This is a genomic window from Daejeonella sp. AP26 (assembly GCF_056680515.1).
Genome location: NZ_CM155286.1, coordinates 2,443,261 through 2,463,807, shown reverse-complemented (window position 1 = coordinate 2,463,807; position 20,547 = coordinate 2,443,261). Strand labels below are relative to the sequence as shown.

At 44.0% G+C, this 20,547-nt stretch carries 17 protein-coding genes; 9 read left to right on the top strand and 8 right to left on the bottom strand.

The window, feature by feature from the left end; translation table 11 throughout:
• Positions 1-41 precede the first annotated feature (41 nt).
• Positions 42-1,307 (top strand): hypothetical protein, encoded by a 1,266-nt coding sequence (locus tag AC1MCB_RS10565; protein ID WP_479964686.1) that lies wholly within the window; start codon positions 42-44, stop codon positions 1,305-1,307.
• A 61-nt stretch (positions 1,308-1,368) separates the two neighbouring features.
• Here the strand turns inward: AC1MCB_RS10565 and AC1MCB_RS10560 are convergent, their stop codons facing one another.
• A complete protein-coding gene (locus AC1MCB_RS10560) occupies positions 1,369-1,875 on the bottom strand; it encodes a tetratricopeptide repeat protein (RefSeq protein ID WP_479964685.1) in 507 nt (168 codons plus the stop codon).
• 347 nt (positions 1,876-2,222) lie between these two features.
• Between AC1MCB_RS10560 and AC1MCB_RS10555 the strand changes: the two genes are divergently transcribed.
• On the top strand, positions 2,223-2,483 hold the full coding sequence (locus AC1MCB_RS10555; RefSeq protein WP_479964684.1) for an ATP-binding cassette domain-containing protein: 261 nt from the start codon (positions 2,223-2,225) through the stop codon (positions 2,481-2,483).
• A 198-nt stretch (positions 2,484-2,681) separates the two neighbouring features.
• Here the strand turns inward: AC1MCB_RS10555 and AC1MCB_RS10550 are convergent, their stop codons facing one another.
• From AC1MCB_RS10550 to AC1MCB_RS10535, 4 genes are read right to left on the bottom strand one after another with little or no spacing between them, the layout of a single operon-like run.
• Positions 2,682-3,161: a cyclophilin-like fold protein gene (locus tag AC1MCB_RS10550; RefSeq protein WP_479964683.1), complete on the bottom strand. Its 480-nt coding sequence runs from the start codon at positions 3,159-3,161 to the stop codon at positions 2,682-2,684.
• Between the two features lie 47 nt (positions 3,162-3,208).
• Complete coding sequence (locus tag AC1MCB_RS10545) at positions 3,209-3,691, bottom strand: cupin domain-containing protein (RefSeq protein WP_479968714.1); 483 nt, start codon at positions 3,689-3,691, stop codon at positions 3,209-3,211.
• A 57-nt stretch (positions 3,692-3,748) separates the two neighbouring features.
• Entirely contained in the window at positions 3,749-4,825 is a 1,077-nt protein-coding gene (locus AC1MCB_RS10540; RefSeq protein WP_479968713.1) for an alpha/beta hydrolase, read from the bottom strand.
• Positions 4,826-4,836: 11 nt separating this feature from the next.
• Positions 4,837-5,463 (bottom strand): sugar O-acetyltransferase, encoded by a 627-nt coding sequence (locus AC1MCB_RS10535; protein ID WP_479968712.1) that lies wholly within the window; start codon positions 5,461-5,463, stop codon positions 4,837-4,839.
• 44 nt (positions 5,464-5,507) lie between these two features.
• On the opposite strand from AC1MCB_RS10535, the gene AC1MCB_RS10530 reads away from it, so the two are divergent.
• The 3 genes from AC1MCB_RS10530 (at position 5,508) to AC1MCB_RS10520 (ending at position 11,337) form a co-directional block, all read left to right on the top strand.
• Positions 5,508-6,335: a helix-turn-helix transcriptional regulator gene (locus AC1MCB_RS10530; protein WP_479968711.1), complete on the top strand. Its 828-nt coding sequence runs from the start codon at positions 5,508-5,510 to the stop codon at positions 6,333-6,335.
• Positions 6,336-6,832: 497 nt separating this feature from the next.
• Positions 6,833-7,744: an ABC transporter ATP-binding protein gene (locus AC1MCB_RS10525; RefSeq protein ID WP_479968710.1), complete on the top strand. Its 912-nt coding sequence runs from the start codon at positions 6,833-6,835 to the stop codon at positions 7,742-7,744.
• Positions 7,741-11,337: an ABC transporter permease/M1 family aminopeptidase gene (locus AC1MCB_RS10520; RefSeq protein ID WP_479968709.1), complete on the top strand. Its 3,597-nt coding sequence runs from the start codon at positions 7,741-7,743 to the stop codon at positions 11,335-11,337. Before AC1MCB_RS10525 ends, AC1MCB_RS10520 begins: the two co-directional genes overlap by 4 nt.
• A gap of 688 nt (positions 11,338-12,025) precedes the next feature.
• Here AC1MCB_RS10520 and AC1MCB_RS10515 read toward each other — a convergent pair.
• Complete coding sequence (locus AC1MCB_RS10515; RefSeq protein WP_479968708.1) at positions 12,026-12,211, bottom strand: hypothetical protein; 186 nt, start codon at positions 12,209-12,211, stop codon at positions 12,026-12,028.
• A gap of 1,461 nt (positions 12,212-13,672) precedes the next feature.
• Between AC1MCB_RS10515 and AC1MCB_RS10510 the strand changes: the two genes are divergently transcribed.
• Together AC1MCB_RS10510 and AC1MCB_RS10505 are read left to right on the top strand one after the other, a co-directional pair.
• Positions 13,673-14,827, top strand: a complete 1,155-nt coding sequence (locus AC1MCB_RS10510; RefSeq protein WP_479968707.1) for an acyl-CoA dehydrogenase family protein — start codon at positions 13,673-13,675, stop codon at positions 14,825-14,827.
• Between the two features lie 13 nt (positions 14,828-14,840).
• On the top strand, positions 14,841-16,322 hold the full coding sequence (locus AC1MCB_RS10505; RefSeq protein WP_479968706.1) for a PAS domain-containing sensor histidine kinase: 1,482 nt from the start codon (positions 14,841-14,843) through the stop codon (positions 16,320-16,322).
• A gap of 299 nt (positions 16,323-16,621) precedes the next feature.
• Here the strand turns inward: AC1MCB_RS10505 and AC1MCB_RS10500 are convergent, their stop codons facing one another.
• Positions 16,622-16,909 (bottom strand): alpha/beta fold hydrolase, encoded by a 288-nt coding sequence (locus AC1MCB_RS10500; RefSeq protein WP_479968705.1) that lies wholly within the window; start codon positions 16,907-16,909, stop codon positions 16,622-16,624.
• Between the two features lie 191 nt (positions 16,910-17,100).
• Entirely contained in the window at positions 17,101-17,691 is a 591-nt protein-coding gene (locus tag AC1MCB_RS10495; RefSeq protein ID WP_479968704.1) for a DapH/DapD/GlmU-related protein, read from the bottom strand.
• A gap of 438 nt (positions 17,692-18,129) precedes the next feature.
• Between AC1MCB_RS10495 and AC1MCB_RS10490 the strand changes: the two genes are divergently transcribed.
• Together AC1MCB_RS10490 and AC1MCB_RS10485 are read left to right on the top strand one after the other, a co-directional pair.
• Entirely contained in the window at positions 18,130-19,320 is a 1,191-nt protein-coding gene (locus tag AC1MCB_RS10490; RefSeq protein ID WP_479968703.1) for an ATP-binding protein, read from the top strand.
• 665 nt (positions 19,321-19,985) lie between these two features.
• Positions 19,986-20,441 (top strand): nuclear transport factor 2 family protein, encoded by a 456-nt coding sequence (locus AC1MCB_RS10485; protein ID WP_479968702.1) that lies wholly within the window; start codon positions 19,986-19,988, stop codon positions 20,439-20,441.
• Positions 20,442-20,547 lie beyond the last annotated feature (106 nt).

The following is a 20,547-nucleotide window of genomic DNA, read 5'->3' as shown; positions in this document are numbered from 1 at the left end:
CGGATAAGGCTAATACCTTGCTAAACTATACCTTCAATTATATGTCATTCTCAGTTCAAGAACAGGAAACAATTTTTTATGATGGGAAATGGCGATTTTTCTCAGAAAGTCCGTTGCGGAGCTACTTAGCCACGAGGCCTGAGATTCGCATTGAGCGGGTAACTATGACAAATTTTTCTGGCTATAAAGGTACTTGGAAGATTATTGAAAATAGGCTTCATCTTTCCGACATAAAATGTGCAAAGCTTTATGTAGCCGATAGAGAATCCAATAATTGGCCACTTCAGGAGATTTTTAAGACACTTAAGCCGGTCCCAGCTAATTGGTTCACAGGTGACATTGCAATTGGACTGGGTGTACCCTTTTATGAATTTCAGAAATATTATCCAATATATTCCGATTATGTTGCTTTGAAAATTGAAAACGGAGAGATAGTAAAAAAAACAATTCTTAAAAGAATTTCAAAAGAACCAGTTTTTAATTTCGGAAAATATAAAGGCAAAAGTTTCGATGAGGTTATATATGGCAAATTACAATACTTAGGTGCCCATGTTTTTCAGAATTATATAAATACGTTATTCAACTTTTTGACTAACAAAGAGTTTAAACAATCAATATTGCTTCCATTTAATATAAGCAAATCAATTTTAAAGGGGTTTGATGAGGGATTAAACGAAGGCAAAGTAAAATTCTTATTAACACAAAATAGTTTTGAAATAGTCGGTTCAAAAGATCCGCAAGACAAGACCCTTATTTTGCTTTTAGTAATAATTGTCAAAAGTTTAACATCTAACTTCAAAAGCTTATGTGAAGTATCGAGGAATTCTATCCTAAATGATCATATTGACATTCATGAAAGTACTTTTCTAATTAATAATAACATACAGTATCTTGAATGGGCCATAAGAGAAGTAAAGGATTTCTATCTACTCCCGTCGCTCCTAGAAAAGAAATATAAAATTAATGAGCTTATCAGTTTCGCAGTAGGCAACGCAAACTTAAATAAATACAACTATCACCCAATTATTGAATCAAGAGTTCATGAGTTTTCAGAGGAATTAAAAAACATCAACTTTATAAAGTATTCTCGAGTGGTAGGCGATCAATATATTGCAAATCATCGTGATGATTTATACATTTTGAAAGATGGCTCTTTACTATCAGAAATATCACTCCTTTTGGAAAAAGATGTCAGAAAAAGTGTAGATAGAAACTTTTCTGAAGATGATATTAAATCCTACACATCTAACTGGAATGACGATTTAGATGGAGATCAACAAGGTAGTCAATTTTGGAGCCAGTTCTAAAGCTTAATCCTCATTCAATGGATTGCAGTAAAGAAAAACTCTTAGATATTTTGTGACAAAGTTATTTGCAAGCAACATCTATTAATTCCTGAGCATCTTGTGATCCTAGTTGAAGTGCCTTATTCAGGTCCTGACATACGCTTATTCGAGTTCCTGAAAGCTGGGCGTTTGCAGCTGCGCGATAATAATAAGCATCTGCATTTTCATTATTAATATTTACCGCCCTGGTGCAATCTGCAAAAGCTCCCTTAAAGTCTTTTAAATGAAATCTCGATCTACCTCTCCAAAGATATCCATGTTCATTTCTAGGATTAATCTCAATTACCTTGCTAAAATCAGATATTGCACCTTTATAATCATCAAGATCTCTTTTTACCATCCCTCGACTTACAAAGAATTTCTCGTTTTTCGGATTTATCTCAATTGCTTTATTAAAATCACTTAAAGCTCCTTTTAAATCGTGAAGGTCTTTTTTAGCCATCGCCCTTAATATATAACCACCATCATATTTTGGGTTAAGCTCCACTGATTTGTTAAAATCATACAAAGCACCTGCAAAATCCTTCATTTTTACCTTTTTAATTCCAGAATCACGGTACTCACGACTTGTTTGACTAAAGCTGTTGGTTGATAAATGTAGTATGCATAGTAATAGAAAGATCGTTTTCATAATAATAAGTTCTTCCAATCTAGCAAAAGAATTTAATAGCTGCTACGCAAACTTTTTGTGGCTGTGGTGAAGAAGTTCGACCAACACAATGGAAATGAAATCGATAGTTCTTTGACACGAGTTTTATTTAGTGGGTCTCTATCAGTTAGGAAGTTTGGCCTTCTACCATTGGCCTCAACGGGCAGTAAGAATGTTAGCCGTTTACCCACATTTGCATGGCAGCATCAATATTCAACTGATATTCTATGGCACTAACAATTCAGGCGCTCCGGAACGTTACGCTCACCATTCCAAATAGCATGTACGGTCTGCTGGAACCTAACGGTGCGGGCAAATCTACGCTGATGCCGATCCTGGCCACCTTGCAGGAACCAGATCAAGGAAGTATTCACCTCGGCGACATTGATGTGCTGAAACAGAAAGAGGAGGTGCGCCAAACGCTGGGCCACCTGCCGCAGGAGTTTGGACTCTACCCTAAAGCAAAAGCGGAAGATCTGTTGGATTAATCGCTGTGCTCAAGGGCATCACGAACCGGGAAGTGGTAGAAGCTTTACTGAAACAACCAGCCTTTGGGACGTGCGCAGGCAGAAGCTTGGCGGCTCCTCGGGTGGTATGAAGCAGCGCTTTGGCGTGGCAGTAGCCATGCTGGAAAATCCCAACCTGATGGCGACAGCAGGGGTGGACCCGGGGCCCTCGTAAGCATATCAAAGTTTAAAAGCGACGGTCACATTGCCTTTGCCGAGCGCTGCAGCAATCCCTTCAGGATCATTGATACGTCCAAGTTTGGTATAGCTGTAGGATGTGTCAAATGATTTGTAGAAAAGCACTAAGGTTTTGGAACCGTAAACCATCAGGTCACCGCTCTGTATTGTTCCAGGATTTACAGATTTTACAAGCAGGCTGTTAGCAAGATCAAAATATTTCTCATTGCCATTTAAGTCTGCCATGTTGATGGTCATGGGTAGCAGCGCTTTAAAAGCTGCAGCAGTTGGATTGTCATAGAGGGTGGCGGTGAACGTAGAAGAACCGATCTTGATTTCCATTTCATTTGGCGAATTATTGGTTGAGCTATCCTGGTTACTTTCTGCATTTCCGGTACCGGGCTCAGTGGAACCTTTGTCACAGGCGGCACAGTTGGTGATTATTGAAAGCAGAAAAATAATACTGAGAACTGAACTTTTCATTGTTGATCGTTATCCGGTGTTTGGGTGGAGCTTTTGTTCTAATGAATCTACTTCGAATTAGTATATTCTTCGTCTGTTACTTTCTGCCACCAGGTTACAATGCCCTTTTGTGTTTTTGGTAAAACGTACATCTGTTGCATGCCTGTATCAGGACTTGCACCATGCCAGTGTTCTACATTGGCTGGACATTTTACTACATCGCCCTTTTTAATTGTTTGCCTTGGCTGTCCCTTAATTTGATGGTAACCTACACCGTCTGTTATGATCAGTATCTGACCTGAAGGGTGTCTATGCCAATTGCTTCTGGCTCCCGGTTCAAAGTAGACGTTTCCAATAACCGTATTGTACGTACTGTCATCTGCAACCAGTGGCGTATTCCACGCATTTCCGGTAAAGTTCTGAGCCGGACCTAATTCGCCTTTTGGAAAAATAGCTTCAACATCAGTCTTTTTGTTTTCCGGTTTATTTTCCATACAACTTGTTGTTAGCAATGCTAAAGAAGCGATCGCTGTTATGAATAATGTTTTCATATCTGTGGTTTTAATTAATGTTTTTTGATTTCGAATAACGCTAAAGTTTTATTCTTATTAGTTGAGATGCTTCTTAAAGAAGGCGGTCAACTTATCGAATGGTATCAAATCTACTTTATCATACAAATCAACGTGACCTGCATTCGGGATGTAGACCAACTCTTTTGGTTCGGATGCCCGTTTGTAAGCATCTTCACTAAACTCTTTTGAGTGTGCCATATCTCCTGTGATGAAAAGCATGGGGCGGGGCGAGATTGTTTCGATGTCGTTAAACGGATAAAAGTTGTTGAACTTAACATTGCTTGAAAGTGTAGGGTGAGTTGTCAGTTCAGGTGAACCTGTGGCTGGAGTGTATTCTCCTCTTGCAGTACGATAAAAGTCGTAAAACTCACGTTGAATAGGGTGTGTGTTTTCATCTAACTGATGCACTGTGCCACCTGTGTATTTTATTGGACCACCGTTAAACTCGGCATAACGTTGCTCGGCAGCTTCCGCCTGAGCCTTTTTCCTCTGCTCAACGGTCTGAGAATGGTTCAGTGCATTCCGGCTGGCTGACCCCATATCGTACATGCTAACGGTCGCGATTGCTTTCATGCGCGGGTCGATCTTCGCTGCACTGATTACGAAACTGCCACTGCCACACACGCCAAGCACACCAATTCTGGTCCTGTCAATAAATGAACGTGTGCCTAAAAAATCAACCGCTGCGCTGAAATCTTCTGCATACATTTCCGGAGCAACCACGTTACGCGGCTCGCCTCCGCTTTCACCCCAAAAGGTCAGGTCAATAGATAAGGTTATGAACCCCCGCTCAGCCATATTCGAGGCATACACGTTAGCACTTTGCTCTTTCACCGCACCCATCGGATTCCCTACAATGATGGCCGAATGTTTACTGTTCATTCCTAAACTCTTCGGAATGAAAAGATGTCCCGCAACGGTCATTCTGTATTGGTTCTGAAACCTGACCTTATACATCGTAACGTTGTTGCTAACCTTAAAAGTGGTATATGCATCCGGAGATATTTGTTCCATAACTACTTTCTTATCCGACTGTTCTTTTTGTTTATTCTGCGCATTGGATACTCCCGTTGTCAGGAGTGCCATCATTGCAATTATTAATATTCGTTTCATAAAATTTCGTTTTATAAGTTTTTGATAATTTTTGCAGGTACTCCTGCGACTATTGAATTGTCCGGAACATCCTGTGACACCACCGCTCCAGCTGCTACGATCGAGTTTTCACCAATGGTAACACCCTGCAGCACGGTGGCACCGGCGCCAATCCAGGCATTGCGTTTTATGTGAATTGGCTTAGCGATCAATGAGTGCCGGTCTTCTGGCGAAGCAGGATGGCCTTCGGATAACAAGCTAACTTTCGGAGCGATGAGGACGTCATCATCGATGGTAATACCACCCAGATCCAGAACTGTACAGTCAAAGTTGATAAATACGTTTTCACCGACTTTAGTATTCTTCCCGTAATCGATCTGGAATGGCGGGAAAACTGTTGTAGTAGCATCAACTTCAGAACCGATTATTTGACCCAGCAATTTTCTTATTCTGTCCGAATCGGCTTCATTGTTCAACTCTACGAGCAGTTGGCGGGTATCGTTACAGGCATCACCAATTTTGGAGTAATCCGCATCACTGAGTGGAACAAGCTCTCCGTTCAGTAGTCGCTGAAAAATATTTGTCTCGTTCGTTTCCATCTTATTCATAATACAAAGATACCATGCACTCGTGTTCCATCCGTTACACTTCTTACGCATATAATGGTAAATATTACGTATATTTAGGAGAGCAAAAACTTGTAATGAACATAGAAAGAAAGGATAGGATCGTCTTGCTTGAAGCATCGGGTGATGCGCAATTCGCGGGTGATTTTTTGAATCGTTTTCATACGCACCTCTTCTGCCAGAGAGGAAGTATGCAGTTCGTTTTTAATGACAGGCCCTATATCTGTAAAGCCGGTGACTTTGTGTTTTGGTTTGCAGATAGTATGGTATCGGATTTGAGCTTTTCAACAAAATTCAAAGCAACCGTATTATTTGTCGAAAGAGACTTTCTGGATGAAAATATTCCGGATCAAAGCTGGAGTATTGATGCTGTACTTCACTCTAAAGAAAACCCGGTATTGCACCTGGGCGATAAAAACGACAAGCAACGGGTGCTTTCAAACTTTCAGCTCCTTCACCATAAATTTGCAGAAACACAACATCGCTTTTACGATGAAGTTCTGAAATTGCAGATGAAGCTATTCATTTTTGAAATGTGGCACACGTTTGCCAATGAATACGACCGCCACAAACGAACTTTAGAAAGCGGCTCACTTTACGAGCGGTTTATGCAGTTGGCGCAGGAGCATTGTATGAGAGAACGTGAGGTACAATATTATGCCGGGCGGCTACATATTACCGCTAAGTATTTGAATTATGTATGCAAGCAGAATACCGGTATCACCGCATCCGGATGGATACAGCGTTACGTCAGAGAGAGGTTAACTCTTTTGCTACGGAACAAAAATCTGAACATTTCTGAGATTGCAGACGAAATGAATTTTTCAAGCCGGTCGTTTTTTACCCGGTATGTCAGAAAAATATTAGGGATTGCACCGCGAGAATTCAGGAACAGGTTAAGGTAGGGTATCGCAGAGCTGTTTCATCGGAGGTATCCGGTGTTCAGTCAGTGTTGTTATAAATTCCTGCGTATATCTTCCGACCTACCAACTCATACCATCCCCGGTAATTAGCTAGAATGGTATTTCATATTTATTTGAGAGGAAGCATTGCCTCTAATTAATGGATTGCTTTAGCATTTGGTGGCTTTGACAGAAAGGAGGTCTGGGAGTCTAAAGCGGTGTTGGGAGGTTTTTTGAAACCTGGTTTAAAGATTCCACCTCAAAATGGAATCGATAGTTCTTTGACGTACGAATTTTATATCCTGGTTAGCTACCGGCTTAAATCGAATGCAGCCCTGTACCAATGTTCCCAGCCCCAGTCAGAATGTTAGGCGCCTTTGCTGAATTTGAACTATCAACGGGTTCATAGATAAAAAAGGCGCTTTCGTCGATAATTCATTCAATAGCTTGCAATACATAGTACCATATATTACATTAGCGTCAGTATTCACTGATATTCTATGGCACTAACAATTACCAATATCTCCAAAATATATCCCAACGGTGTTCAGGCGCTACGGGACGTGACGCTCACTATTCCGAATGGCATGTACGGCCTGCTGGGACCTAACGGTGCCGGTAAATCTACGCTGATGCGGATTCTGGCCACCTTGCAGGAACCGGATAGCGGAAGTATTCACCTGGATACTTCGACAGGCACCGTATTGGACCTGCTCAACCAGAAAGAGGAGGTGCGCCAGACGCTGGGCTACCTGCCGCAGGAGTTTGGGCTCTACCCTAAAGCAAAGGCCGAAGACCTGCTCGATTACTTCGCCGTGCTTAAAGGCATCACCAACCGGGCTTCCAGAAAAGAAGTGGTAGAAGCCTTACTGAGACAAACCAACCTTTGGGACGTGCGCAGGCAGAAACTTGGCGGCTTCTCGGGTGGTATGAAGCAGCGTTTTGGCGTGGCAGTGGCCATGCTGGGAAATCCCACTCTGATGATCGTGGATGAGCCGACCGCAGGGCTGGATCCTGCTGAACGGGTGCGTTTTCTCAACCTGTTGAGCGAACTGGGTGAGAACAGCGTCGTGATCCTGTCTACTCATATTGTAGAAGATGTGAGCGAGCTCTGCACCCGGATGGCGATCATCAATAAGGGGCAGATCCTGCAGGAAGCTGAGCCTTTAAAAGCAGTGGAGTCACTGCAAGGAATGATCTGGCGCCGCATTGTTGAGAAAAGTATGCTGACAGATTTGGAGCGCGAGCATAAGATCATCTCAAACAAACTGCTAAGCGGTAAAACAGTAGTCCATATCTACAGTGAAGAAAATCCCGGCAATGGCTTTGAACCCGTGGTCCCTGACCTGGAAGATGTCTATTTCAGCACCATGGCAGGTCATATGGGAAATTATAAGCCTGCGGTTGTATGATGAAGCTCTGGACCATCTTTCGCTTTGAGTTCGCCTATCACATAGGGAGCATCTCCACCTGGCTTTATTTAGCAGTCCTGTTATTATTTACACTGGGTATGGGCGTGCTCATCACACCGGGTGATGGAGTGATCGTTAACAATACATTTCACATCATAGGGATTACGGTTATTGGCGGCCTGATCTGGCTGGTGATGGGCGCCGCCATAGCCGGGGAAGCAGCGGCACGCGACTTGAGGACGCGTATGCATCCCCTTACCTACATCACTCCGGTTAGCAAGCTTGACTACCTGGGCGGACGATTTCTTGCAGCCTTTGCGGTGAATGCGCTTTTGATACTTGCATTGCCCGTGGGTATTCTTCTTTCCTTCTACATGCCGGGGATGGGTGAGGGTGAATTAGGGCCGTTCAGGGTAGTGCCTTACCTGAATGTCTACTTCCTGATAGCATTACCGACTGTTTTCCTGGCAACAGCCCTGCAATTCACCTTTGCAACGCTTAGCCGCCAGGTGATGGCCAGTTACCTGGCCAGCCTGCTGTTGGCCATTGTCGCCCAGGTTATCGCGGTGACGGTGGCGAAGCTCTTCGGTAACTGGGACCTTGTTAAATTACTGGATCCGATAGGTGTTGCCGGTATAGTTAGCAGCGAACTGGGAACATGGACGCCAACAGAAAAAAACACACGACTAATTACGCTGGAAGGAATGTTCCTTTGGAATCGAATCTTGTGGCTTAGTGTTGCCATCGGGTGCCTGTGGCTTACCTACCTCCGTTTTAACTTTGCGAATCCGGTAACGAACAGCTGGTGGTCCCGCTTTAAACGGCGGTCCAGCTTACAGGCTCAAACGACTGCGGACACTGTAGTATTGAGATCAAAGGCAATCGCTATTCCCCAGGTTCAGCGCAGCTTCGGCTTTGCAACCGGATTTCGGCAGACGCTTCGGATTGCATGGGCATCCTTTGGCAAGATAGTCCGCAACCCGGTAGGACTTACGCTGGTGGCTATTATTGCCATCGTCTCTGCGGTGTTTGGCTCCCGGATCATGACGCAGTTTGGCATTCCCTTGCTTCCAACTACGCAGCAGGTTATATCCTTCCTGACTCCCTCGGTAGGGAACATTGGTAGCCAATGGGTGGTTATTCCGCTGCTCATCATGTACTTCGCTGGAGAGCTGGTCTGGAGTGAACGGGATGCGCGCGTGAGTGATCTGACTGATGCCACCCCGGTACCGGATTGGGTACTCTTAACAGGTAAGTTCCTGGGATTAGGGCTGATCATCATGGTATGGATGGCCCTGGTGATGGCAGGAGGTGTGGCGATGCAGCTGGGCCTGGACTATGATAATCTGGAGATCGGCCTGTATATGAAAGCTCTCTTCGGACTTCAGCTCGTAAACTACCTGCTCTTTGCCGTTCTCGTTTTTGTGGTACACGTATTGGTCAATCAAAAAGCTATAGCTCACCTGGTGGTGCTCCTGGTTTTCGGCTTTATGGCCTTTCCGTCCACGTTCCAGGTCGAGCACAGTATGCTCGTTTTTGGGAAAGACCCCGGATGGTGGTACACCGACATGCGTGGCTTCGGAACTACAATAGGACCGTGGCTCTGGTTTAAAGCGTACTGGATTGCATGGGCTTTACTGCTTGCGGTGGGGGCAAGGTTGCTCTGGGTACGGGGAAGAGAGCAGAGTTTGAAATACCGGCTTCAGTTAGTAAAGCGCCGTTTCACCAGCTCAACAATCGGACTTGCAATTATAGCCTCCGTGCTGATACTGACCATGGGCAGCTTCATATTCTATAATACCAATGTGCTGAACGAGTACGAGACGGGTTCCGAAATCAATGAGCGGAAGGCTGAATACGAACGACTTTACGGCCGGTACCGGAATACCCTGCAACCCCAACTGACGGCTACGAAGCTGCACGTGGAGATCTATCCGGAGCGGCAGGAAGCAGAGATCCGGGCAGCTTATACACTTGTAAACAGGCATAGGGTATCCATAGATTCCATACATCTGAGCAGTCTTTCGGGCATAGCGCCTGCTGACGTGAAGTTTAACCGGCCTGCATCGACTGTAGTGACAGACGAAAAACTAAGTCATAACATCTATAAATTGGAGCAGGCACTGCTGCCGGGAGACTCACTGCAATTAAACTTTGTGGTTCGCTATAAGCAGGAGGGATTCGAACATAACGGCACAAACCCGTTGGTGGTCAGGAATGGCACTGTATTCTCAAATTATGATTTGATGCCATCCATTGGCTACCAAAGCTACCGGGAACTCAATGATGCGGTCGTTCGGAAAAAGTATAAGCTGGCTGCCCGTCCTGCGATACGTTCTCTTGATGATTCTGTTGCGCGAAAAAAGCCCCTCAGTACCGATCAGGTTACCTTTGAAGCCATTGTCGGTACCGCAAATGATGAAGTTGCCGTTGCACCGGGCATTTTGCAAAAGAGCTGGACCCATTCCAACCGTCGCTACTTCCACTATAAAACCAATGCTCCCATCGGGGGCGAGTATTCCATTCTTTCAGCGAAATATGCGGTCCAGGAAAGCAGGTGGAATAAGGTTGCGATCAGGCTTTACTATCATCCGGATCATGCTGCAAATATCGACCGGATACTCCGGAGCGTGAAAGCGTCGTTGACGTATTTTACGGAGCAATTTGGTCCGTACCCCTACGAGTATTTCACGGTGATAGAGCGGGCAGGTAACACGGGTGGTGCAAGTGCGGATGCGGGCATGATCTATTACGGAGAAACATATTCGCTAATGACGCCCGATGACAGTCCGACGGGCTTTGATCTTCCGTACTATATTTTAGCTCATGAGGTGGCCCACCAGTGGTGGGGACTCGCCAGGTTAAGTCCGGCAAACGTAGAAGGAGCCGGCGTTCTGATCGAGGGACTTTCCGTTTATTCCGGCATGCAGGTTCTGGAAAAGGAATATGGTGCCGGTCATTTGCAGCAGTACGTAAACTATCTGCATTCCTCCTATGAAATGCCGCGCTCACTCGCGACACCTTCCCTGATCAGGGCGAATGATTCTTTTCTGTACTACCGCAAGGGCGGACTCGCCATGTATGCCCTGAGTAAGTACATCGGTAAAGACAAGGTTAATGGCGCGCTTCGGCGTCTGCTCGAAAAACACAGCTCAGGAGAGCTGCCTCTGCCGACTACCCCTGATCTCTACCAGGAGATCCAAAAGGTGACCCCTGACTCCCTCAAATACCTGCTGGACGACCTGTTTGAGAAGAATACGTACTGGCGCCTCAAAACAAAGAAAATGACGGCAGAGCGAACTAAAGCAGGCACGTGGGAGGTGACGATGAAGGTGCAGGCTCAAAAGGTGGTTGTTGATCCTACGGGTGCTGAAAAGGAAGTGCCGATGAATGACTGGCTGGAAGTCGGTCTGTATGAGGAAGGCAAGGGGTTAGACAAGCCACTTTATCTGCGAATGCACCGCATCCGCTCGGGTGAGCAGATTATCAAAGTAACGGTTCCCCGAAAGCCTGCGCTCGGTGGTATTGATCCGAACTCGCTGATGATTGATGTGAGGAGGGATGATAATGTTGTGGGTGTGAGTGAGGGTTAGGGTCTGTCTTAGCAGGGTCTCTGGCAGAGGACCCTGCCTTCCGATTGCCAGGAAAGTGATCGGTTGGCAGTCAGGGTCCCCTGCGGGAGACCCCGACTGGACAAAAGTCGGATTTTTTGGTACGATGGCCTATCATCACGCCGTCATTGCGAGGCTTCGAGGTCTCTAAAGGATATAAAGGTTCTAATATATCGCCGATAGTGGAGAGGAATGAGCCGTGGCAATCTCCAACCGATAAAAAGCTTCTTCTAAGTTTTATAGGGGTAGTGCGTTTTGTTCTGCTGGAAACAAAAAACTTAAGTCAGTGAATTATCTTCTCTTTTCGCTACCGCGGGTCTTACTTTTTTTCTTCAGGAAAAAAAAGTAAGCAAAAAACCCCGCCGCTGCGTTTCTTGCTATGGAAGTTAGTGGGTTGGCTTGGTCAGTACATCCCGCAACAAACGATGCGGAGAAATAGGTGAACGGAGAGGTTGTCAGTGGGCTTTATATAGCAGCTAGGGTTCCTCATTTATCGGGTTATTTCTTTTCTTATGAATGCAGTATAACAATCAACTTAGTAGGCCAGGACGTTCGAAGAAGATCGTACAAAATCAAAAAGCCATAAGCTCCAACTTTCGGTGTCTTTTCAAGATTTGAAAAGGCCTTCTGGCTTGTAACTGTCTCCTCTCCGGCATCACAGAATGGAGCGTTAAGAAAGTTCTGAAAACTGCATGCAGAAACTTTTCAATTCTACTACTGCAAAAAGCAATTTGGCGAAGTGGTGCAGAAACGGTAGAACTTCTTCTTCCACTCCCACGGCTTCAAATTGCAGATAGCTGTTTTTGGGACTTTTAGCTCCAGGCTGTGAAGCCTTGATCTTTTGTTTCTTTTCCATCAAGGGAAAAGAAATAGGCCATCGGGCGGCTATGAGCCCGACTTTAATCAATGCTTGACATTCTATTCTCTTCTTGCAGTACCGTTCCTAACGGGAAATGAGACGTCTTGTTTCTATAGGTCCTGCTGCTTTCCAGGCAGTAGAAAAAAGAACTTAAGTCAGTGAATTATCTTCTTCAGCCGCTACCGCGGGTGTCACTTTTTTCTTCAGGAAAAAAAGTAACCAAAAACCCCGCCGCTGCGTTTGTTGCTTCTGAAGTCAGTAAGTTGGCTTGGCCTGTGCCGACCGCAACAAACAATGCGGAAGAGAGCGGAACGGAGAGGTTTTCTGAAGGCCTTATATAGTAGTTAGGGTTCCTCTTTTATCGGGTTATTTCTTTTTTTATGAAGGCAGTATACCAATCAACTTATTTAATTCTGTTTAGTGAAATACTTGTACTTCCCATTGGTATTAGCTTAAACGCACTACTGCTCTGTTTTAACAGGGTCTCTCGCAGGGGACCCTGCGATTCGAACGATAGCCTATCATAATGCCATCATTGCGAGGCTTCGGGATTTCTGAAGAACATCCAGGTTTTGGTATATCGCCGAGAGCGGAAGGAGCCGTGGCAATCTCCAACCGATGAAAGCTGCTTCGGGTAATGCGTAAGAAAATTTGGGTCTGTAAATTATCTTCTTCATTCGCTACCGCAGGTCTTACTTTTTCTTCATTGTTTTAGTTAGTTTTTTAAAGGCATTCAGGAGAACTCTGCGCTTAGTTTTTTCGTTATTTTCTGTTTGTTTTAAGGCACTCAAGAGGTCGCTTTGCTCAGTTTCTGCAGACAAAAAATTAAGCAATGACGACGGGAGGGAGACCATTCATGCCTATAAAAAACAATAGACAAAATTGAATGAACGCCCGCCGCTGCGTTTCTTGCTATGGAAATTAGTAGGTTGGCTTGGCCAGTATATCCCCCAACAAACGATGCGGAAGAGAGGTGACGTCAGGTGCGCCAACATAAAAGTGCTGTCTGTCTGGCAATGAATTGGTTTCTGAACGTTTGGATGCCCCCGCACGCACTTCAGAAGACTATTAGCTGCCAACACTTAAGGTTTCGAAATTCGATAAACTTGAGTATAAGAAAACGAGAACTTTTAAGGAATTCAATTGCATATTTTATAAGATTTAATTAAATTTAATTAAGGGTGGACTATAAATCATGGGCTCTGCAACGACTGTGATCGCTTTATCTGTCATAGCTTTAATTCAAAGAACTCAATCAGATACTGCGAATTGTCGATCGTCCTATGTTTGGGCGACTTAATCCCTTTTCCCAACTCCTCATTCTTAACTCCCATTTTTTCATGGCCTGATTTATGCAAAAGGTTTGTTTTGAAAAGTTGAAACAACATTTGAAGAGGGTTGTATTTACTTTTTAAAATATTCTATCCGTTTTCCAAAATCATTAACTATATCTACAGAATGAATTTTAACACCCTGGTAAACACAGCTTCCGATATTGCCAGGAATGTTGCGGCTAACGAAGCTCTTACCGCAGATAAAAACGGCACCTGGGTGAAAGAAACGATGGAGGCCTTAAAACAGAGCAAGCTAACCGGACTGGTGGTGCCTGAAGCTTATGGAGGCCTGGGGCAGGGTTTATTCGCGCAGGTTAGAATCTGTGAAGAACTTGGCAAATCTTATTCTTCGGCGGGATTATGTTTTGGCATGCACTGCGTAGGCTCGGCCGTAATTGCAGCAAAAGCTACAGCATGGCAACAGAAGGAATACCTGGAAGCGATTGCTGCCGGCGAACATGTTACTACGCTCGCATTGAGCGAAGCAGGTACGGGTGCTCATTTTTATTTTCCCCAGACGCCATTAATTGCCTTAACCGAGGAAGAGTTTTTGGTGAGCGGTGTTAAAAGCTTCGTTACCAATGGCGGGCATGCAGATTCATATGTGGTTTCTACTTTAGGAGCCAGCGCGGAAGCAGAACCCGACCAGTTTTCCTGCGTTATTATTGACGCAGATGCTCCCGGAATAGCATGGGGTGCGGAATGGGATGGCTTGGGAATGCGGGGAAACTCATCTAAAACCCTGCATTTAAATGATGTTCATATTCCGGGGAGACAAATCCTGGGCAATAAGGGAGATCAGTTATGGTATGTATTCAATGTGGTAGCTCCGTATTTCTTGATGTCTATGGCCGGAACTTATCTGGGTATAGCCGAAGCTGCTCTTATCGAAGCCAAAGCCACCCTATCGAAACGAAATTATGCCCATAATGGCAGCTCGCTCTCACAGGTTTCGCTGCTTCAGCACCGGCTGGGAACACTTTGGTCAAATGTGGAAAGAACCAGGAGACTGATTTATTACGCTGCTAAAGCCTACGACAAAAATGCCCCCAATGCGCTTTTAGGCATTTTAAGTGCCAAAGCCGAGGTAGCCGGATGTTGTGTAACGGTTGTAAATGAAGTTATGACTTTAACGGGCGGTATTGGCTATAAAAACAATTCGCATTTGGGAATGCTTTTACGGGATGCCAGGGCCTCGCATGTGATGTCGCCTACCTCCGACCTGCTATATACCTGGATTGGCCGGGTGATATTGGATCAACCTATTTTTTCAGATTAACAGGAGATCGCCGGTGTCGAAAATATTACATATTGGTTTCGGGGAACTGGTGAAAACCATCGAGAACCTGCATTCCAATGCTTCTTTAGACTTTATTGAGATATTGCAACTTAGTTCAGATGTAAACCAGAAGGAACTGGAGGATGGTGACGTCTTTTTAATAGGTCCCTATGTCATCGATCCGGTGCGGCAGATCCAACGGGCCAGCCAGCAAAACGGGCAGATATCGATTGTCGTGCTCATATTTCCCGAACAATTTCACAAAGTAAAACAGGCCATACAATTTGCATTTAATATTGGTAAAAATGTAGTCTCCGTTTCGTATCATATAGATAAGGACATTACGGCTGTTCTAAATACAGCCATTTTACGGACTAACCAGCGAAAAAGCTTTACACGGATCAGTAAACAACAAGTTTACCCTGCACCGGAATCGCGGCAGGTTTCGTTTCGGAATTTGGGTGTTTTTCTTCAGAACGCTCCGATCGGCGCGATCATTTTTGATAAAGACCGGGTGGTGATCGATTCCAATTTCAAGGCTAAGCAAATGTTTAACCTGCAGCTAAACCGACTGGGCAAGGTTACTTTTAATGATCTGTTTGCCGACCAGCTTCCGCCTGAAAGATTTCCTTCCGTCTCGGAAGATAATAGTATCCCATTGCACGAGATCATCAAGGTTAATGACCACTTTCTAGAGATCAATATTTCTCAGATGGTTTTGGAGGAAAACTCGCCGCATTATCTTTTGCTGCTTAACGATGTGACACAAAAGATCAATTCAGAAAATATGTTAAAAAGGAAAGTTGAAGAACTTGAATTTTTAAACCAGGAGCTGGATGAATTTGTAAATGTGGTGTCACATGATTTCAGAACTCCGCTAACAACCATCAGTTTGCTCTCGGAAATGGCTTTGAAGGAAAAGTCTCCTGAAAAGCAGCTTGACTTTATGTTAAAGATTAAAAAGTCGTCCGGAAAACTGAGAGAACTATTGAAGGGTTTAACCACCCTGGTTGATACTAATAAGGACCGTTCCGACAAAGTCGAACTTGTTAACCTGAATGAACGCCTGGAAGTGGTTCTGTTAGAATATCGGGATATGTTAATGGAAATAGGCGGAGAAATTAATGTGGATTTCAGTGATGCACCGGAAATTGCTTATTTTACCGCTCACATCGATAGTTTTTTAAGTAATCTTCTCACCAATGCCATTAAATATCGTCAGTTAGAAAAACCTTTGCTTATCGAAATTAACAGCCGGAGAGAAAAGAGCTATACTGTACTAAGCGTTAGGGATAATGGGATAGGTATTGACCTGACTAAAAACATGAGCAAGCTTTTTAAACCCTTCAAAAGGCTAACCGATCAATCGACAGGTTCCGGCCTCGGCTTAAGTCTGATAAAAAGGATGATCGAAAAAGATCAGGGTTACATAGAAGTATTTTCAACACCAGGTAAGGGAACGGAGTTTAAAGCTTTTTTAAAGGATCAGGGCTGATATTTTGCCTTTTAGCTTCGCCATTCCATCCTAAGATCAGTTCACATGTTATCATAACGCCTGAGGGCGGTGGTGGAACCTGACGATCTGGCAAAGGTTATGGGAGAATTAAACAAAGCGGTACAATCGGACGTCTATGAGTTAGCCGCGGTGTATGGCTTCAAAAATTATTAGATGTGGACAGGATCACAGATTTTCATACCAGTCTGAAATATAAGGAAATACATTTTTCGGTGGTGCTCCATCAATGCTTACGCCAGCTGTTGCTTTCCCGTTTCTACTAATTTCAGCGTCGCCATTCAGGCCATGGAGTGTCCAATAATCAATGGCTTTTCAGTGAGGGTATCTATTAATTTACTGATGTTGTTTACAACAGCAATGAACCAGGTTTTAACAAGGTCGGGATGAACGCTTTTTCTAAGCTCAGCAGGACTACCCTCGTGTCCGGGGTTTGCAGGCGTAAGCACTTTATAACCCTTCTGCTCATAGTAGCGTTTCCATTCTGTCCAACTGGTGTTATTCACAAAATTTCCGTGAATAAGTACGGTGGTCTTTGATTTTGGCATGATATCCCCGCTTATTTTCATAAATAACAATTAACAAACTGAAGGTGAGAGTTTTAGTGAAATCGAGTAGTGCGTTTCCCACAGTTGTATAACCCGAGAACTGATTTATACATGGGGCATCGGTAATTTACCGGCAGGTAAATGATTGACTTTGATGAATAAATTCCAAACGATCGCCAGAGCAGCATTTTTACGAAAAATACGCCTGCCGCTTAATGCCAGGTCTCTTTCTCAATTGACCGTATTATTTTGGCGGGAACACCACCGACAATTATATTGTCAGGAACATCTCTGTTAACCACTGCCCCCGCCGCCACAATTGCATTTTCGCCGATACTTACGCCAGGAAGTATAGTGGCTCCTGCACCTATCCATGCATTTCTTTTGATGAGGATTGATTTCAAATCAAGGTCTTTTCTCCGAGCGGGATCTACCGGGTGGTTTTCGGTAACCAGGTTAACCCTTGGTCCGATCTGCACATCATCTTCAATGGTTATTCCGCCCATATCCAGAAAGCTGCAGGCATGATTGATAAATACTTTTTGACCAATCTTTATATGTTTACCGAAATTGGTGTAGAAAGGGGCAAATATGATGGTGCTTCTATCGATCTGACTTCCGGTAATTTCACTTAAACGTTCCCTGATTTGGGTGATGTCTGTAGCAACATTAAGCGCTGCGGATAATTTTATGGTTCTGGCCACAATCTTCCAGGCTTTAGGCATTTGAGGGTCATCATTCCGGATGATTCCGCCGGCAAGCATCCTTTCGAAAATGTCAGCTTTGTTTTTGTTTTCGCTCATGTTTTATTGCTTGATGCAAAGATCATTTTTCGAAATCATAATCTCGCTCACAAAGTAATTAGAAACTGAGATTATTGACTATAACAATTTTCCTCATTGAAGTAATTGACCAGAAGATCTGGTTCGTCGGGTTACCTGGCCTGTTTAATCTGGTCGGCTTTGACACCGGGCAAGGATGAATTAAATAAGATAACTCTGAAGGCCTTGATAGTTTTCCGATAGGTTGCTGGGAATGCTCTCCGACCATCAAAATCATTAATATTTATGACAGTAGTAAAGAATAAATACCGGAGAATAATTTTATACTTGTCGCCACTTAGTTTGAAATGGCTTCATACTTGCCTAATATGCAAGTATATCCGGCGCAGCTATAATTACTTTTCCTAGAAAATTAATTGAGGCCGGCTAATGGAATAGGGAACGATGATAACTTGAAATATGCAAGCTAAAGAAGAGAAGGAACTAATTAATAATACTTCAATTATTAATACTTTAAAAGATGAAAACTCTGCCCTGAGGAAAGAAATCCAGCAATTGAAATCCGGCGGAAACCGGGATGAAGACCAGGAGGCATATGAGGAAAGCCAGGTCCGTTTCCGTACCATCTTTGAGTTGTCTAAATTAGGCAACAAGGTCATCTCGCCTGATTTAAAGATCATTCAGGTCAATCCTTCAATGGTTTCGCTGCTCGGCTACGAATCTAAAGATGATCTTTTAGGAACAAAGATCCTTGATTATTCCCCAGCAGACCATCATGAGCGCTGGATGGGTTTGCAAAAGAAATTGTGGGAGGAGGCCACACCTTCCTTTTCTTTGGAAACCATACTGATCAAAAAGGATGGCTCAACTATCTGGGTTAACGTGACTTCTATACTATTCCCTGACGCGGGTGATTCCCTGGGGTATACTGTTATCGAAGACATCACCGAAAAACGAGCCCTGCGCCTGCATAAAGAAGAATTTCTAAGTATTGCCAGTCACGAACTTAAATCCCCGATCACCAGTCTGAAGGCCGTGTTGCAGCTGTTAAACCGGATGTTGAAAAAAGAGTTGACCATCACTGAGAAAATAACCAACCTGGCTGCGGAAGCGCAGTTATATACTGGTAAATTAATTCACCTGGTGGAAGATTTATTGAATACGTCGAAGTACGAGCGTGGCGAACTTCACCTTCACCGGATCAATTTTCAGCTATCTCATGTAATCGACGGCTGCTGTAATTACGTCCGGCTTGGCCGCAAGCATTACGTTTCTCATTCAGGAGACTTGTCTACGGTAGTATTTGCCGATCGCCATAAGATTGACCAGATACTGGTTAACCTGGTGAACAATGCGGTGAAGTATGCTCCTGATTCTGAAGAGATTATCATTGCGGTGGAACCATTGGAACATAAAACGAAGATTTCGGTAACAGATCGTGGAAATGGAATTCCCACTGCTGACATTCCACACCTTTTCGACCGCTACTACCAGGTTGAGAAAGGTGAGAAGCAAGGTTCCGGACTTGGTCTTGGCCTGTATATCTCGTCTGAAATCATCAAAAAACATGGTGGAGAAATCGGAGTGGAGAGCGTGGTGGGCGAAGGTTCTACTTTCTGGTTTACCTTACCTCACGAAGTAAAAGTCTAGATTGCTGAGAAACCGGATACATTAGGTCGCCTTATATCGTAAATAAATAATTTGCCCGATCGGGTCAGATTTATTTTCACCCGGTATTACCGTGCTGATAAGGATAACCTTAAGACCTCGGGGCTGGGAATTGGATATATGTATCAAACGAAATTATCAAACGTCACGGTGGGAAGATGGGCGCAAATAACAATACTGGCGGAGGCCTACTTTTTGGTTTTCCATCCCGGTTGAATGAATAGTGAGGTTACTGGCTGATCGTTAATTCGCTCTGCTTTCAAAATCGTGCTCGAATAACGATTTAATCAACTTGACATAAGCTGGTCTTGCTTATGCTTTCGCGGGCTCCTTAAACCTTTTAGATTTGTATTGAAACGTTGGCTCGGGGATGTTTCATAATTGCGTAAGTTATTTTAAAACAGTAACTTATGGAAAACTTATACTCAGCCTATGCAAAATTCCGCATTCTGTTAACCTGATTATGCTGTATTCCCCTAACAAAATCGAACCCGGCGGCAGATGTTCGGTGGACAGAACAACAAATGAATGGCAGGTAGTTGCACGCCATACCAACGAGATTTGTCCGTGACGGACAAAATAATAACCGCACATAAGGGTGCCTGGATCTGTAAGTTGCTTACCTCTAACCATTAGACTATAAGATTATGAAGACAACAGTAACACTACTCGCCATTTTCCTGTTCATGATATACATCCCAAAGGAGGTGGCTGCCCAGGACGCCAGGGAGTCGGAAATAAGACGACTGGAAGACATAGAAAGAAAGGCGGTTATGAACAGTGATTCAACGGCCTTATTTAATGGATTATGGTCTCCAGGGATGGTAATAAATACACCTCAAAACTTTGTTGGAAATGTTGAAGGAACGAAAGCTGCGTTACGAACCGGTAATCTGAAGTATCAGTCGTTTGAAAGAACTATTGAAAAGATCACTTTCCATGATAATGTAGCGGTTGTGATGGGTGAAGAAAAGATCAAACCTCAGGGTAAGCAGCACAATGCAGGCAAATTGGTAACCCGCCGATTTACCAACGTCTGGCAAAATGTAAATGGAAAGTGGAGCATTATAGCAAGGCAGGCGACGATTATTAAGGTTGAATAAATGGAGGGAAATATTGTTGTGATAAATCCTTTAAAAGCTCTTACGGGATGATATTAGAAAGGCGACCAGCATTTACTATTGTAACAAAAAAAGCACTCCAAGAGTG